This is a genomic window from Streptomyces sp. NPDC005402 (genome assembly GCF_040606575.1).
Classification (GTDB): Bacteria; Actinomycetota; Actinomycetes; order Streptomycetales; family Streptomycetaceae; genus Streptomyces.
This window is the reverse complement of record NZ_JBEXFB010000018.1, coordinates 182,269-203,895: the sequence shown is the minus strand read 5'-3', so window position 1 is coordinate 203,895 and position 21,627 is coordinate 182,269. Positions and strand designations below refer to the sequence as shown.

Annotated in this window: 21 protein-coding genes; 9 read left to right on the top strand and 12 right to left on the bottom strand. The window is 69.9% G+C overall.

Annotated features, from left to right (window positions below; genetic code table 11):
• Positions 1-208: 208 nt before the first annotated feature.
• From ABZT02_RS31290 to ABZT02_RS31280, 3 genes are all read right to left on the bottom strand, one after another.
• On the bottom strand, positions 209-517 hold the full coding sequence (locus ABZT02_RS31290) for a hypothetical protein (RefSeq protein WP_007383036.1): 309 nt from the start codon (positions 515-517) through the stop codon (positions 209-211).
• Positions 518-1,013: 496 nt separating this feature from the next.
• Positions 1,014-2,357 (bottom strand): S53 family peptidase, encoded by a 1,344-nt coding sequence (locus tag ABZT02_RS31285; RefSeq protein ID WP_356023390.1) that lies wholly within the window; start codon positions 2,355-2,357, stop codon positions 1,014-1,016.
• A gap of 269 nt (positions 2,358-2,626) precedes the next feature.
• Positions 2,627-3,244: a TetR/AcrR family transcriptional regulator gene (locus ABZT02_RS31280; protein WP_356023388.1), complete on the bottom strand. Its 618-nt coding sequence runs from the start codon at positions 3,242-3,244 to the stop codon at positions 2,627-2,629.
• Between the two features lie 71 nt (positions 3,245-3,315).
• On the opposite strand from ABZT02_RS31280, the gene ABZT02_RS31275 reads away from it, so the two are divergent.
• Positions 3,316-4,230: an oxidoreductase gene (locus tag ABZT02_RS31275; RefSeq protein ID WP_356023386.1), complete on the top strand. Its 915-nt coding sequence runs from the start codon at positions 3,316-3,318 to the stop codon at positions 4,228-4,230.
• A 42-nt stretch (positions 4,231-4,272) separates the two neighbouring features.
• On the opposite strand, the gene ABZT02_RS31270 is transcribed toward ABZT02_RS31275, so the two are convergent.
• On the bottom strand, positions 4,273-5,151 hold the full coding sequence (locus ABZT02_RS31270) for an alpha/beta hydrolase (RefSeq protein WP_356023384.1): 879 nt from the start codon (positions 5,149-5,151) through the stop codon (positions 4,273-4,275).
• A 115-nt stretch (positions 5,152-5,266) separates the two neighbouring features.
• On the opposite strand from ABZT02_RS31270, the gene ABZT02_RS31265 reads away from it, so the two are divergent.
• The 3 genes from ABZT02_RS31265 (at position 5,267) to ABZT02_RS31255 (ending at position 7,956) form a co-directional block, all read left to right on the top strand.
• A complete protein-coding gene (locus tag ABZT02_RS31265) occupies positions 5,267-5,992 on the top strand; it encodes a trypsin-like peptidase domain-containing protein (RefSeq protein ID WP_356023382.1) in 726 nt (241 codons plus the stop codon).
• Positions 5,993-6,080: 88 nt separating this feature from the next.
• Positions 6,081-7,088, top strand: a complete 1,008-nt coding sequence (locus ABZT02_RS31260; protein WP_356023379.1) for a bifunctional lytic transglycosylase/C40 family peptidase — start codon at positions 6,081-6,083, stop codon at positions 7,086-7,088.
• Between the two features lie 169 nt (positions 7,089-7,257).
• Complete coding sequence (locus ABZT02_RS31255) at positions 7,258-7,956, top strand: phosphatase PAP2 family protein (protein ID WP_356023377.1); 699 nt, start codon at positions 7,258-7,260, stop codon at positions 7,954-7,956.
• Between the two features lie 10 nt (positions 7,957-7,966).
• On the opposite strand, the gene ABZT02_RS31250 is transcribed toward ABZT02_RS31255, so the two are convergent.
• The gene (locus tag ABZT02_RS31250) at positions 7,967-9,508 is read right to left on the bottom strand and encodes an FAD-binding oxidoreductase (protein ID WP_356023374.1); all 1,542 of its coding nucleotides are present in this window, start codon (positions 9,506-9,508) and stop codon (positions 7,967-7,969) included.
• 297 nt (positions 9,509-9,805) lie between these two features.
• Between ABZT02_RS31250 and pstS the strand changes: the two genes are divergently transcribed.
• From pstS to pstB, 4 genes are all read left to right on the top strand, one after another.
• Positions 9,806-10,930, top strand: coding sequence for a phosphate ABC transporter substrate-binding protein PstS (pstS, locus tag ABZT02_RS31245; protein ID WP_356023371.1), 1,125 nt, complete (start codon positions 9,806-9,808; stop codon positions 10,928-10,930).
• Positions 10,931-11,048: 118 nt separating this feature from the next.
• Positions 11,049-12,053: a phosphate ABC transporter permease subunit PstC gene (gene pstC, locus ABZT02_RS31240; RefSeq protein ID WP_356023369.1), complete on the top strand. Its 1,005-nt coding sequence runs from the start codon at positions 11,049-11,051 to the stop codon at positions 12,051-12,053.
• Complete coding sequence (gene pstA / locus ABZT02_RS31235) at positions 12,050-13,108, top strand: phosphate ABC transporter permease PstA (protein WP_356023366.1); 1,059 nt, start codon at positions 12,050-12,052, stop codon at positions 13,106-13,108. The genes pstC and pstA overlap by 4 nt, the downstream gene beginning before the upstream one ends.
• Positions 13,109-13,172: 64 nt before the next feature.
• Positions 13,173-13,949, top strand: coding sequence for a phosphate ABC transporter ATP-binding protein PstB (gene pstB, locus ABZT02_RS31230; RefSeq protein ID WP_007383025.1), 777 nt, complete (start codon positions 13,173-13,175; stop codon positions 13,947-13,949).
• Positions 13,950-14,056: 107 nt separating this feature from the next.
• On the opposite strand, the gene ABZT02_RS31225 is transcribed toward pstB, so the two are convergent.
• Positions 14,057-15,055: an inorganic phosphate transporter gene (locus ABZT02_RS31225; RefSeq protein ID WP_356023363.1), complete on the bottom strand. Its 999-nt coding sequence runs from the start codon at positions 15,053-15,055 to the stop codon at positions 14,057-14,059.
• Between the two features lie 8 nt (positions 15,056-15,063).
• A complete protein-coding gene (locus tag ABZT02_RS31220; RefSeq protein WP_030043659.1) occupies positions 15,064-15,684 on the bottom strand; it encodes a DUF47 family protein in 621 nt (206 codons plus the stop codon).
• A 210-nt stretch (positions 15,685-15,894) separates the two neighbouring features.
• On the opposite strand from ABZT02_RS31220, the gene ABZT02_RS31215 reads away from it, so the two are divergent.
• Positions 15,895-16,257, top strand: a complete 363-nt coding sequence (locus ABZT02_RS31215) for a metal-sensitive transcriptional regulator (RefSeq protein ID WP_031050083.1) — start codon at positions 15,895-15,897, stop codon at positions 16,255-16,257.
• Between the two features lie 36 nt (positions 16,258-16,293).
• Here the strand turns inward: ABZT02_RS31215 and ABZT02_RS31210 are convergent, their stop codons facing one another.
• From ABZT02_RS31210 to ABZT02_RS31190, 5 genes are all read right to left on the bottom strand, one after another.
• Positions 16,294-16,470 (bottom strand): hypothetical protein, encoded by a 177-nt coding sequence (locus ABZT02_RS31210; protein WP_174269170.1) that lies wholly within the window; start codon positions 16,468-16,470, stop codon positions 16,294-16,296.
• A gap of 98 nt (positions 16,471-16,568) precedes the next feature.
• Positions 16,569-17,405 carry a hypothetical protein gene (locus ABZT02_RS31205; RefSeq protein WP_356023359.1) on the bottom strand — a complete coding sequence of 279 codons (837 nt, stop codon included), beginning with the start codon at positions 17,403-17,405 and terminating at the stop codon, positions 16,569-16,571.
• Positions 17,406-17,698: 293 nt separating this feature from the next.
• Positions 17,699-18,133, bottom strand: a complete 435-nt coding sequence (locus ABZT02_RS31200) for an NUDIX hydrolase (RefSeq protein WP_356023357.1) — start codon at positions 18,131-18,133, stop codon at positions 17,699-17,701.
• A complete protein-coding gene (locus ABZT02_RS31195) occupies positions 18,130-19,209 on the bottom strand; it encodes a CHAD domain-containing protein (protein WP_356023354.1) in 1,080 nt (359 codons plus the stop codon). Before ABZT02_RS31195 ends, ABZT02_RS31200 begins: the two co-directional genes overlap by 4 nt.
• Entirely contained in the window at positions 19,190-21,424 is a 2,235-nt protein-coding gene (locus ABZT02_RS31190) for an RNA degradosome polyphosphate kinase (RefSeq protein WP_356023352.1), read from the bottom strand. Before ABZT02_RS31190 ends, ABZT02_RS31195 begins: the two co-directional genes overlap by 20 nt.
• Between the last annotated feature and the right edge of the window lie 203 nt (positions 21,425-21,627).

Genomic DNA, 21,627 nt, shown 5'->3' with positions numbered 1-21,627 from the left:
CGGGAAAACGCGTACGGGTACGACGGTAGCCGTGCTGGTTCCCGCGCGGGCGCGGTGTGGTGACTCGGCATCAGAGTCATCGGAGTCATCGGGGAGATGGGAGACATCGGGGGAACGCAACCTCAGCCGGTGGGCACTGCGGACGGGTGGGGTAGGTGGTACCGGGCGCGCCCGGCCGGACCGGAGGTGCGTCGACCGGACGCGGCGGCTATACGGCCATGCCGTACACGATGGTGAAGAGTGTGCCCAGCGATCCGATGATGAAGACGCCGGTCAGGCCCGCGATGATGAGGCCCTTGCCCTGTTCCGCGCTGAAGGTGTCCCGCAGGGCGGTGGCGCCGATGCGCTGTTTGGCGGCACCCCAGATGGCGATGCCGAGGCAGAGCAGGATGGCGACCGCCATGACGACCTGGATCATCGTCTTCGCCTCGGTGCCCAGCGCCCCGAAGGGGCCCCAGTCCGGAGCGATCCCGCCGATGATGGTGTTGATGTCTCCCTTGTCGGCCGCAAAGAGCATGTAAGTCACCGCCCCTGGTGGGTAGTTCCGTCCCCCCTGCGAGTGCGCAGGGGTCAGGCCTCATTGTCGCCGACAATTCCGCCGTCGTATGTCGACTTGGCGCCATTGGTCGGCGGGTTTCGTACGAATGACTGTCTGGTCACTCTGTGTATCACGCAAGGTCACGCCGGGCAATGAGGCCTGAGCGGAACCTGTTGTGTGGTTCCGTCGTTGACCCCTCTTACGACCTGCGGCGCTTCTGGCACCGATGTTCTGCGGGTGAAGGCTAACCCGCAGGGCCATAGGTATGACGAACGGGCCGCGGCAGGGGTGCCCGCGGCCCGCTTGTTGACGGAGAGTCAGCCGGTGAGAACGGTCACTTGACCGCGTATGCACGGCGAACGGGCCGCGACCGGATGTCGTGGCCCGTTGCCGTTGTGCCGCCGAGGGGACCCCACGTCCCCCTCTCAAGGGCGGCGCCCCCGTGACCCGACGGGGACACTCAGGAGCTGTCGGTTCAGCCGGTGAAGGCGGCCAGGCCCTGCGGCGTGCCCAGGCCGGTCGGGCCGTCGTAGCCGGACGTGGCGGTGCAGAAGTAGCTCGTCGAGCAGGTGCCGTTGTTGCCGGACGTCACGTCGTTGAGGGCGGAGGTGTCCGCGTAGGGGTACTTGGCCGGGTAGTCGCTGCTGCCCGGGGTGCCCGCGAGGGCGTACACCGACGCGATGATCGGGGCGGAGGCGCTGGTGCCGCCGTAGGTGTTCCAGCCGGTGCCGTCGGAGCCGTAGGAGTCGTAGACGGAGACGCCGGTGGCCGGGTCGGCGACGGCGGAGACGTCGGCGATCATGCGCTTGGTGCAGCCGGTGTCGGTCTGCCAGGTCGGCTTGGCGTCGTAGGCGGAGCAGCCCGAGCCCGTGCCCTCGGTGGAGCTGGTCTTCCAGACGCTCTCGGTCCAGCCGCGGGAGGTGGAGGAGGTCTTGAGGGCGGTGCCGCCCACCGCCGTCACGTACTTGGAGGCGGCGGGGTACTCGGCGCCGTAGCCCTCGTCGCCGGCGGAGACGGTGATGGCGACGCCGGGGTGGTTGAAGTACGAGGAGTCGTAGGAGGTGTCCGAGGAGGACTCGGAGCCGCCGTAGGAGTTGGAGACGAACTTGGCGCCCAGGGTGACGGCCTCGTTCACCGCCTTGCCCAGGTTGGCCATGCTCGACGAACTCGCCTCGACCAGCAGGATCTTGGCGTGGGGGGCGATGGCGGAGACCATGTCGAGGTCGAGGGAGATCTCACCGGCCCAGCCGCTGTCGGCGGTGGGGAGGGAGGTCGTGGAGCCGGTCTGGGAGACCTTCTTGAAGCAGCCGTTGGCGGTCGTGCACGCCGGCAGGCCGTAGTAGCTGCGGTAGGTGGCCAGGTCAGCGGCGGCGTTGGGGTCGTCGTAGGCGTCGACGATGGCGATGGTCTCGCCGGAGCCGTTGTTCGCGGACGCGGAGGTCAGGCCGTAGGCGGACTGGAGGTCGCTCGGGCCGTAGCCGGTCGGGGTGGCGGAGGAGGCGTTCGGCTTGAGCGTCTTGGCGGTCACGCCCTTCAGCGCGGCCTGCTTCTCCATGTACGCGGTGGTGCCGCCGGTGACGCGCAGGGCGTTGCAGGCGGCGTAGCCCTTCTTGGGGGTGGCGTCACACGCGCTCTCGTACTGGACATGGGCCTTGGCGACGGCGGTGGCGACGGCCTTGGCGCTCACGTGGTCGGGCGTGGCCGCGGTCGCGTGGACGGCGGTGCCCAGTCCGGCGAACACGAGGGCGGAGGTGGCCACGGCGGTCGAGCCGATCCGACGCCATCTGCCGGATATGTGGGGGGAGTTGGGAGTACGCAACGTACAGCCTCCTGAGAGTGGTTGCAGAGGCCTGCAGTGGGGGACCACCGGTGAGGTTCCCGGTGGGGGCGGCGACCCGCGACGACCATCCCCTTGTTGAGTACGTGACAACAAGACAGGTGGTGGAATCCTGACTTCCGCCTTACCGAAGGGCGTTGGGGGATTGCTGATCAATGGCGGTCGGATGGGCGGAGGATGGTCACGGCTTGACCATCTACACGCGTCGCACACAACTCCCGGGAGCGTGAAGGCGGTTCAGGACTGCCGGTTCAGCGGGGCCTGAGGCCGTACAGCAGGTGGTGGACCAGTCCCGGTACGGAGGCCATGGCGGCCTCGGTGGTGAACTTGCCGGTGACGGCGAAGGACGCGAGGCCGTGGAGGGCGGTGCCCACGACGAGGGTGAGGTGCTCCGGGTCGCCGTCGACGATCTCGCCGCGCTGCTGGGCGGCGGCGACGGCCCGCTCCAGGGCGCCCACCGTGCGGTCGATCGCGGCGGTGATCTGCTCGGCGGCGTCGGGCTCGTGCTTGCGGGCGTACATCAGTTCCAGGAGCTCGGCGTTGTCGATGGCGAAGCCCAGGTAGGCCCGGGCCAGGACGGTGAGGCGGTCCTGGAGGGGGAGCCCCGGTTCGTCGGCGGCCTCGAGCGCCTCGGCCATGCGGTCGTACCCGACCAGGGCGAGGGCGTTGAGCAGGGCCTGCTTGTCCTTGAAGTGCCGGCCGGGGGCGGCGTGGCTGACGCCGATGTCGCGGGCGAGCTCGCGCAGGGAGAGGGAGGCGGCGGTGCCCTTGTCGCGGAGGGTGCGCTCGGCGGCGGCGAGGAGGGCGGAGCGCAGGTCTCCGTGGTGGTAGGGGCGCGTCTCGGGCTTCTCGGCTGGCATGGAGGCCATCGTATCCGGATGTTGGCGGCGCCATCATTGTTGTCATTGACAGCATTGTTGGCGGCGTCTACATTCGACGTATGGCTACGGACAAGCAGCAGAAGTGGAACGCGACCCGCCTCCCCGACCAGACCGGCCGCACGGCCGTGGTCACCGGGGCGAACAGCGGTATCGGACTCCGGGCCGCGCAGGCCCTGGCCGGGGCGGGCGCGCACGTCGTGTTCGCCGTACGGGACCCGGAGCGCGGCGAGGCGGCGGCCAGGACCGTGAACGGCAGCACGGAGGTCCGGCGGCTGGATCTGGCGGACCTGTCGTCGGTGCGGGAGTTCGCCGCGGCGTGGGACCGTCCGCTGGATCTGCTGATCAACAACGCGGGCGTGATGATGGTCCCGCAGCAGCGGACGGCGGACGGCTTCGAGATGCAGTTCGGCACGAACCACCTGGGCCACTTCGCGCTGACGAACCTGCTGCTGCCGTATGTCACCGACCGGGTGGTGACGGTGTCCTCGGGCGCGCACCGCTGGGGCGACCAGCGGATCGACTTCGACGACCTGAACCGGACCTCGGACTACGACCCGAGGGGCGTCTACGCCCAGTCCAAGCTGGCGAACCTGCTGTTCGTGCTGGAGCTCCAGCGTCGGCTGACGGAGTCGGGCTCCCGGGTCCGCGCCCTGGCCGCCCACCCCGGCTACTCGGCCACCAACCTCCAGAGCCATGCGGCCAGTGCGGCGGCACGGATGTTCATGCAGCTCGGCAACAGGTTCCTGGCGCAGGACGACACGGCGGGCGCGCTGCCCACGCTGTACGCGGCGACGCAGGATCTGCCGGGGGCGAGCTATGTGGGGCCGGACGGGCTCGGCGAGATGCGCGGCGCGCCGACGCTGGTGGGCCGGAGCGCGGCCGCGAGCGACCCTGTCGTGGCCCGGCGCCTGTGGACGGCGTCGGAGGAGCTGACGGGGACGCGTTTTCCCCAGGGTGTGGGGACGCGGGGCTGAGTCGCGAGGACGGGCCCGTGACGCCGGCCCGCCGCGTGGACCTCAGAGCCCGGCCTTCTCCCAGAACGCGCGCAGCGCGCCGACCAGGGCCTCCGGCGCCTCCTCGGCCATGTGGTGCCCGGAGTCGATGGGACCGCCCTCCAGCAGGCCGCCCGCCCAGTCGCGCCAGACGGCCAGGACGTCGCCGTAGAGGTCGGGCAGGTCGTCCCGCGTGGCCCACAGGATCTGGAGCGGGCGGTCGATGCGCCGGCCGGCCCGCTGGTCGGCGTCGTCGTGCTCGCGGTCGACACCGAGGCCGGCCCGGTAGTCCTCGCACATGGCGTGCACGGTGGCCGGGTCGTGGATGGCGTGCCGGTAGTCCTCGTACGCCTCGGCACCCATCTGCTCGGGCGTGGCCGTGTACCAGGCGTCGGGGTCGGCGTTGATGACACGTTCGGCGGGCTTGGCCGTCTGGCCGAGGAAGAACCAGTGCCACCAGCTCGCGGCGAAACCGGCGTCGCAGCGGCGCAGGGCCTCCCCGATCGGGATCGCGTCCAGCACGCTGACGGCGGTCACGGCCTCGGGGTGGTCCAGGGCGAGGCGGGTCGCCACATACGCGCCCCGGTCGTGCCCGACGACCGCGAACCGTTCGTGCCCGAGCCGGCGCATGACCGCGAGGCAGTCGCCGGCCATGGCGCGTTTGGAGTACGGGCGGTGGTCCGGGTCGGTCGCGGGCTTGTCGGAGCGGCCGTAGCCGCGCAGATCGGGGCAGACGACGGTGTGGCCCGCCGCGGCCAGCAGCGGGGCGACGCGGTGCCAGGTGGCGTGCGTACGGGGATGTCCGTGCAGGAGCAGCACGGCGGGGCCTCGGCCGCCGTGCCGCACGCGCAGCCGGACGCCGTCGTCGCCCTCGCACCGTGTCAGCTCGAAACCGTCGAACACACCAGCCTCCCGGGCTCGCCGTAGGGGCTCGGCTGCCCCGGGGGGGGGCGGGATCCACACCGTCTCACAGGGTGCGCGAAACCGCCGCTTGATGCGTTTCTCACCTTCGTGCGGAATGCTTTCTTCCGTGAAGCGCACGCCACGTCTCGCTCTCCACGTCGCCGCCGTCCTGCTCACCGTCACCTCGGCCTCCGAAGCGGCCGCCGACGACGGGGCCGGGCCCTTCGGGGTGACGGCGGTCGCCGCGGCGAACTCGCCGAACGCCCGGGTGGGGGCCCTGTTCGACGGAGCACAGCACCACTGCACCGCCTCCGTCGTCCGCAGCCCGCACCGGGACCTCATAGTCACCGCCGCCCACTGTCTCGACGGCAGCGACCGCGACCTCGTGTTCGTGCCCGGATACCGGGACGGCGAGGCGCCGTACGGCAAATGGAAGGTGACGAAGCGTTACCTCCCCGAGGGATGGGCCGAGGGGCAGGACGAGGACAGTGATGTCGCCTTCGCCGAGGTCGACGGGCACGTCCAGGACGTCGTCGGCGGGAACCGGTTCGTGACCGGCACCGCCACCGGGGCTACCGCCGTCACCGTCACCGGGTACCCCTCCAACCGTGAGGCGCCGATCAGCTGCACCAACAGGCCGACCGCGCACAGCCGCACCCAGCAGCGGATCGAGTGCCCCGGGTACATCGGCGGGACCAGCGGCAGTCCCTGGGTGAACGGGGACGGGCAGGTCGTGGGCGTGCTGGGCGGGCACGAGCAGGGCGGGGCGACGCCCGACGTGTCGTACAGCGTGGTGCTCGGGGCGGAGGCCGCCGCGCTCTACCGCGACGCGGTCCGCTGATCTTCGCGCCGACCCCGCCGAGTACCCCGGTTTCCTTCGGGGAAGCTCCTAGACTGGCGCGGGCGGACTCCCAGTGGGCGAGGGGCGGTTGACGGTGCGTAAGGCGTGGCTGGTTGCGGGCGCCGTGTTCGGGGCGGGGCTCAGCTTCGTGATGCTGCTCGTCGTGGGCGTCTACGTCGTCGCCGGCAACCTGGCGAACGGAGTGGGCGGGGCCACCAAGACCCTGGCCAAGGGGGCTGTTCCGGCCGCGTACCAGCCCCTCGTGCAGAAGTGGGGCAACCTCTGCCCCGCCATCAACCCGGCCCTGCTCGCCGCCCAGCTCTACCAGGAGAGCGGATTCAATCCGAAAGCCCAGAGCGCCGCGGCGGCGCAGGGAATAGCGCAGTTCATCCCGGGGACCTGGGCCACCCACGGTGTCGACGGGGACGGCGACGGCGACAAGGACGTCTGGGACCCCAACGACGCGATTCCCTCGGCGGCTTCCTACGACTGCTCGCTCGCGTCCTATGTGAAGAACGTCCGGGGAAACCTCACCGAGAACATGCTCGCCTCCTACAACGCGGGCGCCTACGCGGTCATCAAGTACGGGGGCGTGCCGCCGTACAAGGAAACCCAGAACTACGTGAAGACCATCACGACCCTGGCGGAGAGTTTCGCGGCGCCCACGACCCGCGTCGACCCCTCCCAGCAGGCCGCCGGCGCCATCTACTACGCGCAGAAGAAACTCGGGACGCCTTATCTGTGGGGCGGGACCGGTACCGCCGAGCAGGGCGGGCGCTTCGACTGTTCGGGGCTGACGCAGGCCGCGTACGAAAGTGTGGGCGTGACGCTGCCGCGCGTCGCCAACGACCAGTACAACGCCGGCCCGCATCCGGCCAGAAGTGAACTGCTGCCGGGGGACCTGGTGTTCTTCTCCAAGGACCTCACCAATTCGCGCGCCATCCACCATGTGGGGATTTATGTGGGCGGCGGATACATGATCGACGCACCGAGAACAGGTGCTGTGATCCGGTTCGACCCGATCGACACATCTGAGTATTTCGGCGCCACCCGGGTCACCGAAGATGGCGCGAAAGCGTTGCCCACGACGGTGTGACGGAACGTGAAACCCACCCCCTGAGCTGCGGCGATGTGTCTCTCTTCGATAACGTCTGCGTGATCATTCAGTGGAGTGTGGAACGTATTAACGGAAGCCGTGCGTTCCTGGGGACGTAGCCGAGCGCACATGGGTACGCCGGGAAAGACGACGAAGGGGCCGCAGCACCATGGCTGTTCTCGCCGAATCCGGGTCGAACCCCGACGTCGACCTGCTCTACGACATCAACGGCCTGGCCAAGGACGCCCCGCACTGGTTCGACCGGGCCATGGAGTACGTCGGGGAGTACGGCATCCTGCTCGGGATGGTGCTGCTCATCCTGTGGTGCTGGTGGGCGGGCCGCCGGCGCGGGGGTGAGGACGCGGCTTCCTCCGTGGCCGCGCTGGTGTGGGCGCCCCTCGCCGCCGCACTCGCCGTGCTGGTGAACGTGCCCATAAGGGGGTTCGTCGAGCGGCCCCGGCCGTTCCGGACCCATGAGGGGCTCGAGGTTCTCGTCTCCGGGAAGACCGACTACTCCTTCGTCAGCGACCACGCGACGATCACCATGGCGATGGCGGTCGCGTTGTTCGTGACCAACCGGAAGTTCGGTCTCGTCGGGATCGGGCTGGCCCTGCTCGAAGGGTTCTGCCGGGTGTACATGGGTGTGCACTACCCGACGGACGTCGTCGGTGGGTTCGCGCTCGGGACGGCCGTGGCGCTGTTGCTGTCGCCGCTCGCGATGGCTCTCCTCACGCCTTTGGCGAAGGCCGTCGAGAGGTCCTCGAAAGGTGCGTGGATCGTGCGCGCGCGAGACGGTGGACGGGAGGCCTCGGTGATTCCCGGGGCCCGGCAGGAGGCCGCGGCCTCCGAGAGAGACCTCGCCGCGTAGCGAAGAACCGCTACAGCGCCTGGGGGAACGAGAAGAACCCCTGCGGGTCGTACTGTTTCTTCACCTTGGCGAGCTTTGTCGCCGCGTCGCCGTAGTACGCCTTCCGCCAGTCCTTCAGCGTCGGGTCCGTGTAGTTCTGGTAGGCCGCTCCCGAGGCGTACGGCTTCATCGCGTCGTGGGCGCCCGTCAGCCAGGTCTGGGCCGTCGTGCCCGTCCCTCCCGCCTTCCAGGACGCGATGTACTGGGCCAGCATGCGGGAGCGGCGGTGGACGAAGGCCGTGGCCGTGGGGGAGACGCGGTTGACCGCTCCGCCGAGGGCCGTCAGGGCGATGCTGCCCGAGCCGCCCCGGACCGCGGCGATCTGCCTCAGCAGGGTCTGGATGCCGGCCGCCGAGAGGGAGCGGTCGAAGAAGTCCGAGTGGGCCGCGTAGGTCTCGCGGCCGAGGGCGCCGTGCGGGTTGCGGTTCGGGGTGGAGCCGGGCAGGTGGCACTTGGCGTCCGTGGAGAAGGACGAGCAGCCCGCGTACGCCTCCATCGCGCTCTCGTAGGAGTGCCGCCGGAGGGTGACGTTGCGGGCCGGTGAGCCGACCTTGTCGGCCAGGCGGTCGAGCGCGTTCTGGAGCTCGCCGTAGGTGCCCATGGAGAACGCCGCGACCGCCACGGAGGGCGAGCCGCCGTTCTCCAGGTGGCAGGAGGACCAGATCTCGTCGGGCTGGCCGGGACCCCACCCCTGCCATGCCTTCACCACGGCGGCGGCCTTCGACCAGGGCCAGGTCGCGTACGCGGTCACGCCCTGCGGGGCCGGGTGGGTCTTGAAGTGCAGTTCGGTCACCACGCCGAAGTTGCCGTTGCCCGCGCCGCGCAGCGCCCAGAAGAGGTCCGCGTTGGTGGACGCGTCGGCGCTCAGCTCCTTGCCGTCGGCCGTGATGAGCGTCGCCCGGGTGAGGCTGTCGCAGGTCAGGCCGTACGCCCGGGAGGCCACGCCGTGACCGCCGCCGAGGGTCAGGCCGGAGACGCCGACGGTCGGGCAGGAGCCGGCCGGGATCGTCACGCCCTTCGCGGTGAGGGCCCGGTAGACGTCGATCAGCTTGGCGCCGGCGCCGACCACGGCGGTGCCGCCCGAGGCGCGCACGCGGTTCAGCTCGGAGACATCGACGATCAGCCGGTTGTTTCCCGAGGACCAGCCGGCGTAGGAGTGGCCGCCGTTGCGGATCGCCACCCGGACACCGTGGGCGCGGGCGTAGGCGAGCGTGGTGCGGATGTCGTCGGCGTGCGCGGCGTACGCCACCGCCGCGGGCTTCAGCGCGTCGAAGCGGGCGTTGTAGAGCTGCCGGGCCGTCGCCCAGTTCGCGTCGCCGGGGCGGATCAGGGTGCCGTCCAGGTCGCGGGCGAGGGCCGACCAGTTCGCGGCGGCCGCGGCGGGCGTACGGGAGGAGAGGGACCGGCCGACGGTGCTCTGGGTGGCGCCGGCGCTTCCGCTGCCGTCGCAGGCGGCCGTCGCCACCGCCGCGATCGCGGCCGCGCCGCCCCCGATGAACGTACGCCGTTCCATGTGTCCGTGCCTTTCGTCGGCCTCGTCGGCTTCCGTGGAACGAGACGGGACTGTGGGGGTGAGGGTTCCCTGGTGGGTTCCGGAATCACACTGTGCCCTCGATGTAAGCGTTCCGTGACCTCACCGCACCTTCTGCAGGGGTTCACCCTGCGTTCACTTCCGGCCATAAGCGCCTTCACCTGATCTGCCTAATTTCGGCCTTACGCGATGCGAGGTGCGTCTCGAATGCGCATCCGTGTCACCCAGACTTCGCGCACGCCGCCGGATTCAGGACGGCGGCTCCCGGAAGGAACTCAAGTGAAGCTTCAGCGCAAGAACCGGCGGGCCCTCGCCTTCGGTGCTCTCGCCGTCTCCGGCGCCCTGGCCCTCACGGCGTGCGGCTCGGACGACACCAGCGACGCCGGTAGCGGCAGCGCGTCCGCCACCGCGGCCGCCGGCAACATCAAGTGCGACGACGCCAAGGGTCAGCTGCTCGCCGACGGCTCCTCCGCGCAGAAGAACGCGATCGACGCCTGGGTCAAGCAGTTCACGCAGGCCTGTGGTGTGCAGATCAACTACAAGGGCGGCGGCTCCGGCGCCGGTGTGACGGCGTTCAACAACGGCCAGGTGGCCTTCGCCGGTTCCGACTCCGCGCTGAAGCCCGAAGAGGTCACGGCCTCCAAGAAGGTCTGCTCCGGCGGCCAGGGCATCGACCTCCCGATGGTCGGCGGCCCGATCGCCCTCGGCATCAACATCTCCGGTGTCGACAAGCTCACGCTGGACGCACCCACCATCGCGAAGATCTTCAATGCCAAGATCACGAACTGGAACGACCCGGCGATCGCCAAGCTGAACCCGGGCGTGAAGCTCCCCAGCCTGAAGATCCAGGCGTTCCACCGCTCGGACGACTCCGGCACCACGGACAACTTCACCAAGTACCTGATCGCCACCGCCAAGAGCGACTGGCCCTACGACGGCGGCAAGACCTGGCAGGCCAAGGGCGGCCAGTCCGCCGCGCAGTCCTCCGGTGTCGCCCAGCAGGTGAAGCAGACCAACGGCGCCATCGGCTACTTCGAGCTCTCCTACGCCAAGGACGGCATCACGCCGGTCAGCATCGACACCGGCGCCTCCGCCGCGGTCGCGCCCACCGTCGAGAACGCCACCAAGGCCATCGCGGACGCCAAGGTCGTCGGCACCGGCAGTGACCTCGCGCTCAAGCTGAACTACGCGACCAAGGCCGACGGTGCCTACCCGATGGTCCTCGTCACGTACGAGATCGTCTGCGACAAGGGCAACAAGGCCGACACCCTGGCCGCCACCAAGGCGTTCCTGCGCTACACCGCCTCCGAGGACGGCCAGAAGGTCCTCGCGGACAACGACTACGCGCCGATCCCCGAGGACATCATCGCCAAGGTCCGCACCACCATCGAGGGCCTGAGCTGACCTGAGTGTGCGGTCCGGCCCGAGGCCCGTTCCAAGGGTTTCGGGCCGGACCGCACCGTCCGGTGCACCGCCGCCAGGAGCCGCACTTCGCGTGCGGCTCAGCAGACCGGAGAACCCGATGGACACCACACAGATAACAGACACACCCCCGCCCACCTCCCAGCCGAGCCTGGCCGAGCAGAAGCGCGCGGCCCGTGGCGCCACCCGTCCCGGTGACCGGATCTTCCTCGGTCTCTCCCGGGGGTCGGGCATCCTGCTGCTGGTGATCATGGCCGCCATCGCCGGCTTCCTCACCTACCGCGCCTCGATCGCGATCAGCAAGGACGACGCCAACTTCTTCACCGCCTTCGAGTGGAACACCCAGCTCGACCCGCCGAAGTTCGGCATCGCGGTCCTCGTCTTCGGCACGATCGTCTCCTCGATCATCGCCATGGCCATCGCGGTCCCGATCGCGGTCGCCATCGCGCTGTTCCTCACGCACTACGCCCCGCGCCGACTGCGCGGCCCGATCGCCTACGTGATCGACCTGCTCGCCGCCGTGCCGTCCATCGTCTACGGCCTCTGGGGCGCCCTGATCCTCGTCCCGCACATGAACGGCCTCTACGGCTGGCTCGACGACTACCTCGGCTGGACCGGCATCTTCTCCTGGCAGCAGGGCGCGCCCCGCTCGATGCTCACCGTCGGCATCCTGCTCGCGATCATGATCCTGCCGATCATCACCAACGTGAGCCGCGAGGTCTTCCGCCAGGTCCCGCAGATGCACGAGGAGGCGGCCCTCGCCCTCGGTGCCACCCGCTGGGAGGTCATCCGCATGGCGGTGATCCCCTTCGGCCGCTCCGGCGTGATCTCCGCCTCGATGCTCGGCCTCGGCCGCGCGCTCGGCGAGACGATGGCCGTGGCCACCGTGCTCTCGCCGACCTTCGACATCCAGGCCAGCCTGCTCGACCCGGGCGGCGGCACCTTCGCCCAGAACATCGCCAGCAAGTTCGGTGAGGCCAGCGAGACCGGCCGGGACGCGCTGATCGCCTCCGGTCTGGTCCTGTTCGTCATCACCCTGCTGGTCAACGGCGCGGCCCGCATGATCATCGCCCGCCGCAAGGAGTACTCGGGGGCCAACGCATGAGCACCGCAATCGCCGACAAGCGCCCCAGCACCCTGCGCGGCGCCAGCCTCCCCAAGTGGACCCCGTACGCCACAGCCGCCGGCTCCGTCGCCCTCGGCCTCGGCATCAGCGCGGCCGCCGGCCTGGACAGCAGCATCCAGTGGGCCCTGATGGCCGCGGTCCTGTTCGTCCTCGGGACGTACGTCATCGCCGCCCGCGTGGAGGGCCGCCGCCAGGCCAAGGACCGGGTCGCGACCTCGCTGGTCTGGGTCGCCTTCCTGCTCGCCGTCATCCCGCTGGTCTCCCTGGTGTGGTCGACGGTCTCGCGGGGCGTGAAGGTCCTCGACTTCTACTTCCTGTCCCACTCGATGGGGCTGGTCGCCGACTCCGAGCCGGGCGGCGGTATCTACCACGCCATCCTCGGCAGCCTGGAGCAGGTCGCCCTCGCCACCGTGATCGCGGCGCCGATCGGTGTGCTCACCGCGATCTACCTGGTCGAGTACGGGCGCGGGAAGCTCGCCAAGGCCGTCACGTTCTTCGTCGACGTCATGACGGGCATCCCGTCGATCGTCGCGGGTCTGTTCATCCTCTCGATCATGCTGATGTTCGACATGCAGCCCTTCGGCTTCGCCGGCTCGCTCGCCCTGGCGATCCTGATGATGCCGGTAGTCGTCCGCTCCACGGAGGAGATGCTCAAGCTCGTCCCGAACGAGCTGCGCGAGGCGTCCCTGGCGCTCGGCATCCCGAAGTGGCGCACCATCCTGAAGGTGGTCCTGCCGACCTCGATCGGCGGCATCACCACCGGCATCATGCTGGCGATCGCCCGTATCGCCGGTGAGACCGCGCCGGTGCTGCTCCTGGTCTGGGGCAACTCGCTCATCAACGCCAACCCCTTCGAGGGGGCACAGCAGTCGCTGCCGCTGTACATCTACCAGCAGTACGCGAACAGCGCGGGCGCCGGTGCGGCGTACGACCGTGCGTGGGCGGCGTCCCTGACGCTGATCGCCTTCGTGATGATCCTGAACCTGGTGGCCCGCGGCATCGCCCGCTGGAAGGCCCCGAAGACCGGTCGCTAAGGCGACAATTTCCGGCTCCGCCGGGCGTGACCCCCTCAGCGACTGATCTGGAAGTGAAGTAGTCATGGCCAAGCGAATCGACGTGAGTGGGCTCACCGCCTACTACGGCTCCCACAAGGCGATCGAAGACATCTCGATGACGGTCGAGCCGCGCTCGGTGACGGCCTTCATCGGCCCCTCCGGCTGCGGCAAGTCGACGTTCCTGCGCACGCTCAACCGGATGCACGAGGTCACCTCGGGCGGCCGGGTCGAGGGCAAGGTGCTCCTCGACGACGAGGACCTGTACGGCCAGGGCATCGACCCCGTGTCGGTGCGCCGCGAGGTCGGCATGGTCTTCCAGCGCCCGAACCCGTTCCCCACGATGTCGATCTTCGACAACGTGGCGGCCGGCCTGCGCCTGAACGGCTCGTACAAGAAGAGCGAACTGTCGGACGTCGTCGAGAAGTCCCTCAAGGGCGCCAACCTCTGGAACGAGGTCAAGGACCGTCTGAACAAGCCGGGTTCGGGCCTGTCCGGTGGTCAGCAGCAGCGTCTGTGCATCGCTCGGGCGATCGCGGTGGAGCCCAAGGTCCTGCTCATGGACGAGCCCTGCTCGGCCCTGGACCCGATCTCCACGCTCGCCATCGAGGACCTGATCGGTGAGCTGAAGGAGCGCTTCACGATCGTCATCGTGACGCACAACATGCAGCAGGCGGCGCGTGTCTCCGACCGTACGGCCTTCTTCAACCTGGCGGCCGTCGGGCAGCCCGGCAAGCTGATCGAGATCGACGAGACGGAGCGGATCTTCTCCAACCCGTCGGTCCAGGCCACGGAGGACTACATCTCCGGCCGCTTCGGCTGAGCCGACCCGGACCCCTCGCGGTGCTGCATGGCGGTGCCACCGCGAGGACGCAGAGGGCCCGCCCCCGGATTCCGGGGGCGGGCCCCTTGTCGTACCGTGCTCGGTTCCTACAGGAACAGCAGGTTCACGATCCCGTAGGCGCAGGCGGCCACGATCGCCGCGGCCGGCATGGTGATGAACCAGCCGAGGACGATGTTCTTGGCGACGCCCCAACGGACCGCGTTGACCCGCTTGGTGGCGCCGACGCCCATGATCGCCGAGGTGATGACGTGGGTCGTCGACACCGGCGCCTTGAACAGGTACGCGGTGGTGAACATGATCGCCGCACCGGTCGTCTCCGCGGCGAAGCCCTGCGGCGGATCGAGCTCGATGATCTTCCGGCCCAGGGTGCGCATGATGCGCCAGCCGCCCGCGTACGTGCCCAGCGACAGCATCAGCGCGCAGGCGATCTTCACCCAGACCGGGATCGCGTCGCCGTACGTCTGGTGGCCGGAGATCACCAGGGCCATCACCACGACACCCATGGTCTTCTGGGCGTCCTGGAGGCCGTGCCCGAGGGCCATGCCGGCCGCGGACACGGTCTGCGCGATCCGGAAACCCCGCTTCGCCTTGTGGGGATTGGACCGCCGGAAGATCCACATGATCGCGGTCATCACCAGGTAACCGGCGACCAGACCGACGACCGGCGAGATGAACATCGGGATGACGACCTTGTCGACCACGCCGTGCCAGAGCACCTCGGTGCCGCCCGCGAGCGCGGCGCCCACCATGCCCCCGAACAGCGCGTGCGAGGACGAGGAGGGCAGTCCGAAGTACCAGGTGACGAGGTTCCACACGATCGCGCCGACCAGCGCCGCGAAGAGGATCCCCATCCCCTGGGAGCCCTCCGGCGTCTCGATCAGGCCCTCACTGACCGTCTTCGCGACTCCGGACCCGAGAAACGCGCCGGCGAGGTTCATGACCGCCGCCATGGCCAGCGCGGCCCGGGGGGTCAGGGCCCGCGTCGACACCGAGGTCGCGATCGCGTTCGCCGAGTCGTGGAAGCCGTTCGTGTACGTGAAGAAGAGCGCGACCAGGATGGTCACGACCAGAGCGAAGGTGTCCATGGAAGGGTTCAGGACTCCTTGACGGCGATGGTCTCCACCGTGTTCGCCACATGCTCGAACGCGTCCGCGGCCTCTTCCAGGACGTCCACGATCTGCTTGAGCTTGAGGACCTCGATGGCCTCGTACTTGCCGTTGAACAGCATGGCGAGCAGCTTGCGGTGGATCTGGTCGGCCTGGTTCTCCAGGCGGTTGACCTCGATCCAGTACTCGGTGAGGTTGTCCATGGTCCGCAGGTTCGGCATGGCCTCGGCCGTGAGCTCGGCGGCCCGCGCGAGCACCTCGATCTGCTGCTCGACGCCCTTGGGGAGTTCCTCGACGTTGTAGAGGACGACCAGGTCGACGGCCTCCTCCATGAAGTCCATGATGTCGTCGAGGGAGGACGCCAGGTTGTAGATGTCCTCGCGGTCGAACGGCGTGATGAACGAGGAGTTCAACTGGTGGAAGATCGCGTGGGTGGCGTCGTCACCGGCGTGTTCCGCGGCCCGCATACGCTCTGCGATCTCGGCCCGGCCGGCGGTGTCCGCCCCGAGCAGTTCCATGAGGAGCTTCGAGCCCGTGACGATGTTGTCCGCGGAGGCGGCGAACATGTCGTAGAAACTCGTCTCCCTGGGGGTCAGACGAAAGCGCACAAGGGGTCCTCGGGGTGCATCGGTTTCGGTCAGGGTGATGCTAAGTGCATCATCCGGCCACGGCTAATGGGCCGTCCCCCAGTGTCGCCCATCGGGCACAGTGGTTGGCACGGGGGCCGTCCGCAGGCCCTATACCCGGGAAACTTCGGTACGATATACCCAGGAGGGGTATGTGATTCCTCAGGGTGTAGCCGTGATGTGGAGGACGCGATGACGACGACCGAGGCCGGCGCCACGGCGCCCTCCGAGACAGTGGCGGAAAACAGTCCCCACGAGACCCATGAGCCCACCACGCACGGCTACCACAAGCAGAAGGACGAGCACCTCAAGCGCCTGCGCCGGATCGAGGGTCAGATCCGGGGCCTGCAGCGGATGGTCGACGAGGACGTCTACTGCATCGACATACTCACGCAGGTGTCCGCCTCCACCAAGGCCCTGCAGTCCTTCGCGCTGCAGCTCCTGGAGGAACACCTGCGGCACTGCGTCGCGGACGCGGCCGTCAAGGGCGGCGCCGAGATCGACGCGAAGGTCGAGGAGGCGACGAAGGCGATCGGCCGTCTGCTGCGGACCTGATCGGGCCTTTCCCACGACGGGACGGACGCCCCCGGCTCACTCGCCGGGGGCGCTCGCGCGTTCTTCGGCCACTTTCAGCACCTCGTCGATGCTCTCCAGGCTGAGCCGGTCGTCCGCGGCCGACGCCGCGATGATCAGCTCCCCGCACAGTTCGATCTCGGCGAGGGCCACGTGGTCCTGAACCGCCGTACCGCCGACCGGAGCCACGCGCATCACCTCTTCTCTGCCGTTACCGACTTCCTAGAGTAGGGAGCGGCCTACACGCCGCGCATGGCACGGACGGGCTAGTTCTTGACGCCCGTCACGGCTGCTCACCCCTCGGCGATCTTGCCGGCGAAGATGTCCCGGGCGGCCGGCAGCCGTACGTCGGTGGCGATCCCGAAGTCGTACAGCAGCGTCGTCGAGGCGACCGCGACGGTGCCCTGCCGCTGCCCGTTGACGAAGCTGAAGCGGTGGCGCACCTTGCGGATCCGGCCCTGGTCGTCGAGGTAGACGTCGAACGGCACCGCGGCCGTGGCGAACCCTTTCGCCGCCGCTGCCAGGACACCCTTATTGGCGCCGGAGGCGCCCTTCGCCGCGGCGACGAGGTCCGCCGTGCCGCGGTAGTGCCGCACCTCGGTCCCCGCGAGCTCGGTCGCGCCGACGTACGTCGCCGTCCTGGTCCCGCGCAGCACCTCGGCGGCGGCGAGCGGATCGGTGGCCCCGCCGGTGACCAGGTTGCCGTCGGAGAGGCTCGCGGTGTCGACGCGCACCCACTTGTCGGCGGGGACGCCCGCGCCCCGGTTCTTCATGAACAGGGCGCCGGGGGCCAGGAGTTCGGTGATCGGCCGGTGCTCGCTGGTGCCGGCCGGGTCCTGCGGCAGCATCACCTTCAGCCGGCCGAGGCGCCCGCGGTAGTCGTACACGCCCTCGCCGCGGATGGTGACCCGGGTGCCGCCGGTGGCCATCTCCATCGAGGTGCTGGCCTTCGAACTGCCCGCGTCCACCAGGGCGTCGGCGGCCCGGCGCAGGGTTCCCACCGGGTCCGCCGCGCGCGCCTCGTCCAGGGTCGCGCCGCTGTCCGAGCAACCGGTGGCGCAGACGCAGGCCATGAGCACCGCCATGACGACGACCGACCCGCCGGCCTGCCTCTGCTGCCGCTCCGCCATAGCCGCCTACCCCCAGCCGATACGTCCGTCAAGGACCGTCGCTTCGGATAACGACCGGTAGGAGGGGTTGTCACGCGCACACCGGCCGTTTACCCGGCATGGGTAACGTTGTCAGCGTGGCGCAGCAGGACAGGACCCCCCCACCCTCATCCGACGGACCGGCCCACCCCACGCAGATGGTCGAACAGGGCCGTTTCTGCCTGGCCCGGTGCACCTGTGGCTGGCGCGGACCGGCGCGCAGAGCCCGCAGCCAGGCGCGGGCGGACGCGGCGGGGCATGCCGACGGCTGAGGCCTACGTCTGCTCCAGCACGCGCACCAGGAGCTCGTCGACCAGGGTCCGGTCCTTTGGCTGGGTCAGCCGGTTCCTGGCGGCCGCCGGGGAGAGCCAAAGGACGCGGTCGACCTCGTCGTTCGGGGTGAAGGCGCCGGTGGTGGCCTCGGCCGCCCAGTAACGGACCTGCTTGGGGCGGCCGTTGGCGTAGTACTTCGTGGTGGAGAGCGGGGCGCCGGGCACGGCCCGGTAGCCCGTCTCCTCCTCGACCTCGCGCAGCGCTCCGGCGAGGGCGTCCTCGCCGCGCTTGAGCTTGCCCTTGGGGTGCGACCAGTCGTCGTATTTCGGCCTGTGGACCAGGCAGATCTCGGGCTCGCCGTCGGTCGGGGAGCGGCGCCACAGGACGCAGCCGGCTGCCTGGATGACGGAGTCGTTGTAGTCGCCGGGATCGGTCATGTGCTCACCGCCTGCTTCTGCCAGCACTGCTGGAAGGCGAACCGGGCCGCCTCCACCTCGTGGCGCTGGTCGGCGTGCAGGACGCCGAGGGCGTAGGCGGTGGCCGGGGCGATGCGGGGGGTGCGGGCCGCCGAGGCCGCCGCCGCTGCCGCCTCCGAGGCGTCCCGGTGGCGGTCCAGGCACTGGCCCGCCGTCAGGAGCCGTACGTCCACCGCGGGGGTCAGGACCTCGCGCGCGTAGCGGTGCAGGCGCAGCAGCAGGCGGACCTGGTGCCAGGGGGCGTCCTGGGGGTGGGGGGAGGGGTCCGGGGAGAGGCCGTGGACGAGGGCCTCGGCGTTGTAGGGGTGGCCCGCGGTGACCAGGGGGAGGGCGGTCACCGCGTCTTCGAGGCGTTCCTGCGCGGCGGTGGCCATGGGGTGGAGGTCGGTGGCGACGGCTTTCTGCACCAGGGGGACTTCGCTGGCCAGTACGGCGATGTTGTCGGCGACCGCGTGGAAGCGGCTGGAGCCCAGGGCCTGGAGGGCGGTGCTGTGGGCCCGGGTGCGGGCGAGGGTGAGCTGGCGGTCCAGCAGGGCGCCTGCTTTGGCGGCGCCCACGGTCAGGCTGCCGCGGTCCTGGGCGGGCGCCGGGGCCGTGCCGACGGGCGCCGTTCCGACGGCACGACTGCCCGCGCTCACGTCGGCGGCCCGTGGCTGTGCCGGGAACACCGCGCCCGACAGCCGGTGCAGGGCCAGCAGCAGCCGTTCCAGCCGGGACTCGTACGCGTGCTCCATGCCCAGGGTTCCGGACAGCCAGGCCAGTTCGGGGCGCAGGGCCTCCGACCAGTCGGCGTCGAGCAGGGGGCGGAAGGTGTGGAGGCTGGCGCTGATACGGCGGACCGAGCGGCGCAGGGCCCGGGCCGCGTCGGCCGGTTCCTCCGCGCCCGCCGCCGTACCGCCGGACTCGCGGTGCTGGCGCAGGGCGCGGAGGAACTCCGTGGCCTGGGACCGGAGGTAGCCGGCCAGGGCGTCCCCGGTGGGGGACGGGCCGAGGTGCCCGGACAGGGGATCCGTCGGATCAAGGTGTTGCTGTGCCACGCCGGCGCCTCCGGGCGTCTATGAGCATCTCCTGGACGTTGCGCAGGGGTTGGCCGTCCGCATCCATGGCGTGCCGGGTCCACTCGCCGTCCGGGCCGAGGTGCCAGGACGCGGTGGTGTCGGACATGCCGGTCTCCAGCAGCCGGTTGATGGCCGCCCGGTGGGCCGGGTCGGTGATCCTCACCAGTGCCTCGATCCGGCGGTCGAGGTTGCGGTGCATCATGTCGGCGCTGCCGATCCACACCTCGGGTTCGCCGCCGTTGCCGAAGCCGAAGACCCGGGAGTGTTCGAGGAACCGGCCGAGGATCGAGCGGACCCGGATGTTCTCGGACAGGCCCGTGACGCCGGGGCGGATCGCGCAGATGCCGCGCACCCAGACGTCGACCGGCACGCCCGCCTGGGACGCGCGGTAGAGCGAGTCGATGAGCGCCTCGTCCACCATGGAGTTGACCTTGATGCGGATGAAGGCCGGGCGTCCTGCGCGGTGGTGCTGGACTTCCTTGTTCACGCGGGAAATGAGGCCGTCGCGAAGGGACTTGGGGGCCACCAGCAGTCGGCGGTAGGTCTCCCGGCGCGAGTAGCCGGAGAGCCGGTTGAAGAGGTCCGAGAGGTCCGCGCCCACCTGCGGGTCGGCGGTGAGCAGACCCAGGTCCTCGTACAGCCGTGCGGTCTTCGGGTGGTAGTTGCCGGTGCCGACGTGGCTGTACCGCCGTAGCATGTCGCCTTCCTGACGGACCACCAGGGACAGCTTGCAGTGGGTCTTCAGGCCGACGAGGCCGTAGACGACGTGGCAGCCCGCCTCCTCCAGCTTGCGCGCCCACTTGATGTTGGCGTGCTCGTCGAAGCGGGCCTTGATCTCGACCAGGACGAGGACCTGCTTGCCGGCCTCGGCGGCGTCGATGAGGGCGTCGACGATGGGGGAGTCGCCCGAGGTGCGGTACAGGGTCTGCTTGATGGCGAGGACGTCCGGGTCGTCGGCCGCCTGCTGGAGGAAGGCCTGGACGGACGTCGAGAAGCTGTCGTAGGGGTGGTGCAGCAGGACGTCACGGGTGCGCAGCGCGGCGAAGATGTCCGGCGCGGACGCCGACTCGACCTCGGCCAGGTCGCGGTGGACGCCCGCGATGAACTTGCGGTACTTCAGCTCGGGGCGGTCGAGGCCGGCGATGCGGAAGAGGCCGGTGAGGTCGAGGGGGCCGGGGAGCGGGTAGACCTCCGCCTCGGAGATCTTCAGCTCGCGCACCAGCAGGTCGAGCACCTCGCGGTCGATGGACTCCTCGACCTCCAGGCGCACCGGCGGCCCGAAGCGGCGCCGCATGAGCTCCTTCTCCAGGGCCTGGAGGAGGTTCTCGGCGTCGTCCTCCTCGACCTCCAGGTCCTCGTTGCGGGTGACCCGGAAGGTGTGGTGCTCCAGGACCTCCATGCCCGGGAACAGCTCCTCCAGGTGGGCCGCGATGACGTCCTCGATGGGGACGTACCGGCCGGGGGAGGACTCCAGGAAGCGGGACAGCAGCGGCGGGACCTTGACCCGGGCGAAGTGGCGGTTGCCGTTGACCGGGTTGCGCACGATGACGGCCAGGTTCAGCGACAGGCCCGAGATGTACGGGAAGGGGTGCGCCGGGTCGACCGCGAGGGGGGTCAGGACCGGGAAGATCTGGTGCCGGAACAGGGTGAAGAGGCGGGCCTGCTCCTTCTCCTGGAGTTCGTTCCAGCGGACCAGGTGGATGCCCTCCTCCGCGAGCGCGGGGGCGACGTCCTCGTGGTAGCAGGCGGCGTGCCGGGCCATCAGCTCGCGGGAGCGGGCCCAGATCATCTCCAGGACCTCGCGGGGCTGGAGGCCGGAGGCGGAGCGGGTGGCGACTCCGGTGGCGATACGGCGCTTCAGTCCGGCCACCCGGACCATGAAGAACTCGTCCAGGTTGCTGGCGAAGATCGCGAGGAAGTTCGCGCGTTCCAGGAGGGGGGTGTTCGGGTCCTCGGCGAGTTCGAGGACGCGTTCGTTGAACGCGAGCCAGCTGCGCTCCCGGTCGAGGAAACGGCCCTGCGGGAGCTGGGCGGCACCGTCGACCGGGATCTCCTCGTACGCGTCGAGATCGGCGTCGAGGTCGGGTTCGAGATCGGAGACGGTGGCCGACACGGTGTGCGGGCGGTGCGCGGCTATGGAGCCCACGGAGGGCTGCACGTGCTGGACCTCTGCCTGGGTGTTCGACTGGCTCATGGACCCATTCTTCCGCGCCAGGAGCGAAACGGGCGCGTCGGAGGCAGCGAGCGGGAGCACGGCGGCGACCGGGGCGGCCCCGTTCCCCGCGCTTCCCTCGGGCGGCGGCGAAGGCTCTGGCACGGCGGGCTTCATTCGGTGAGCCTCGCAAGCCTGTCTGAACCGACGGTTACGGCGACATGGCGTTCGGGATATCGGGGGAC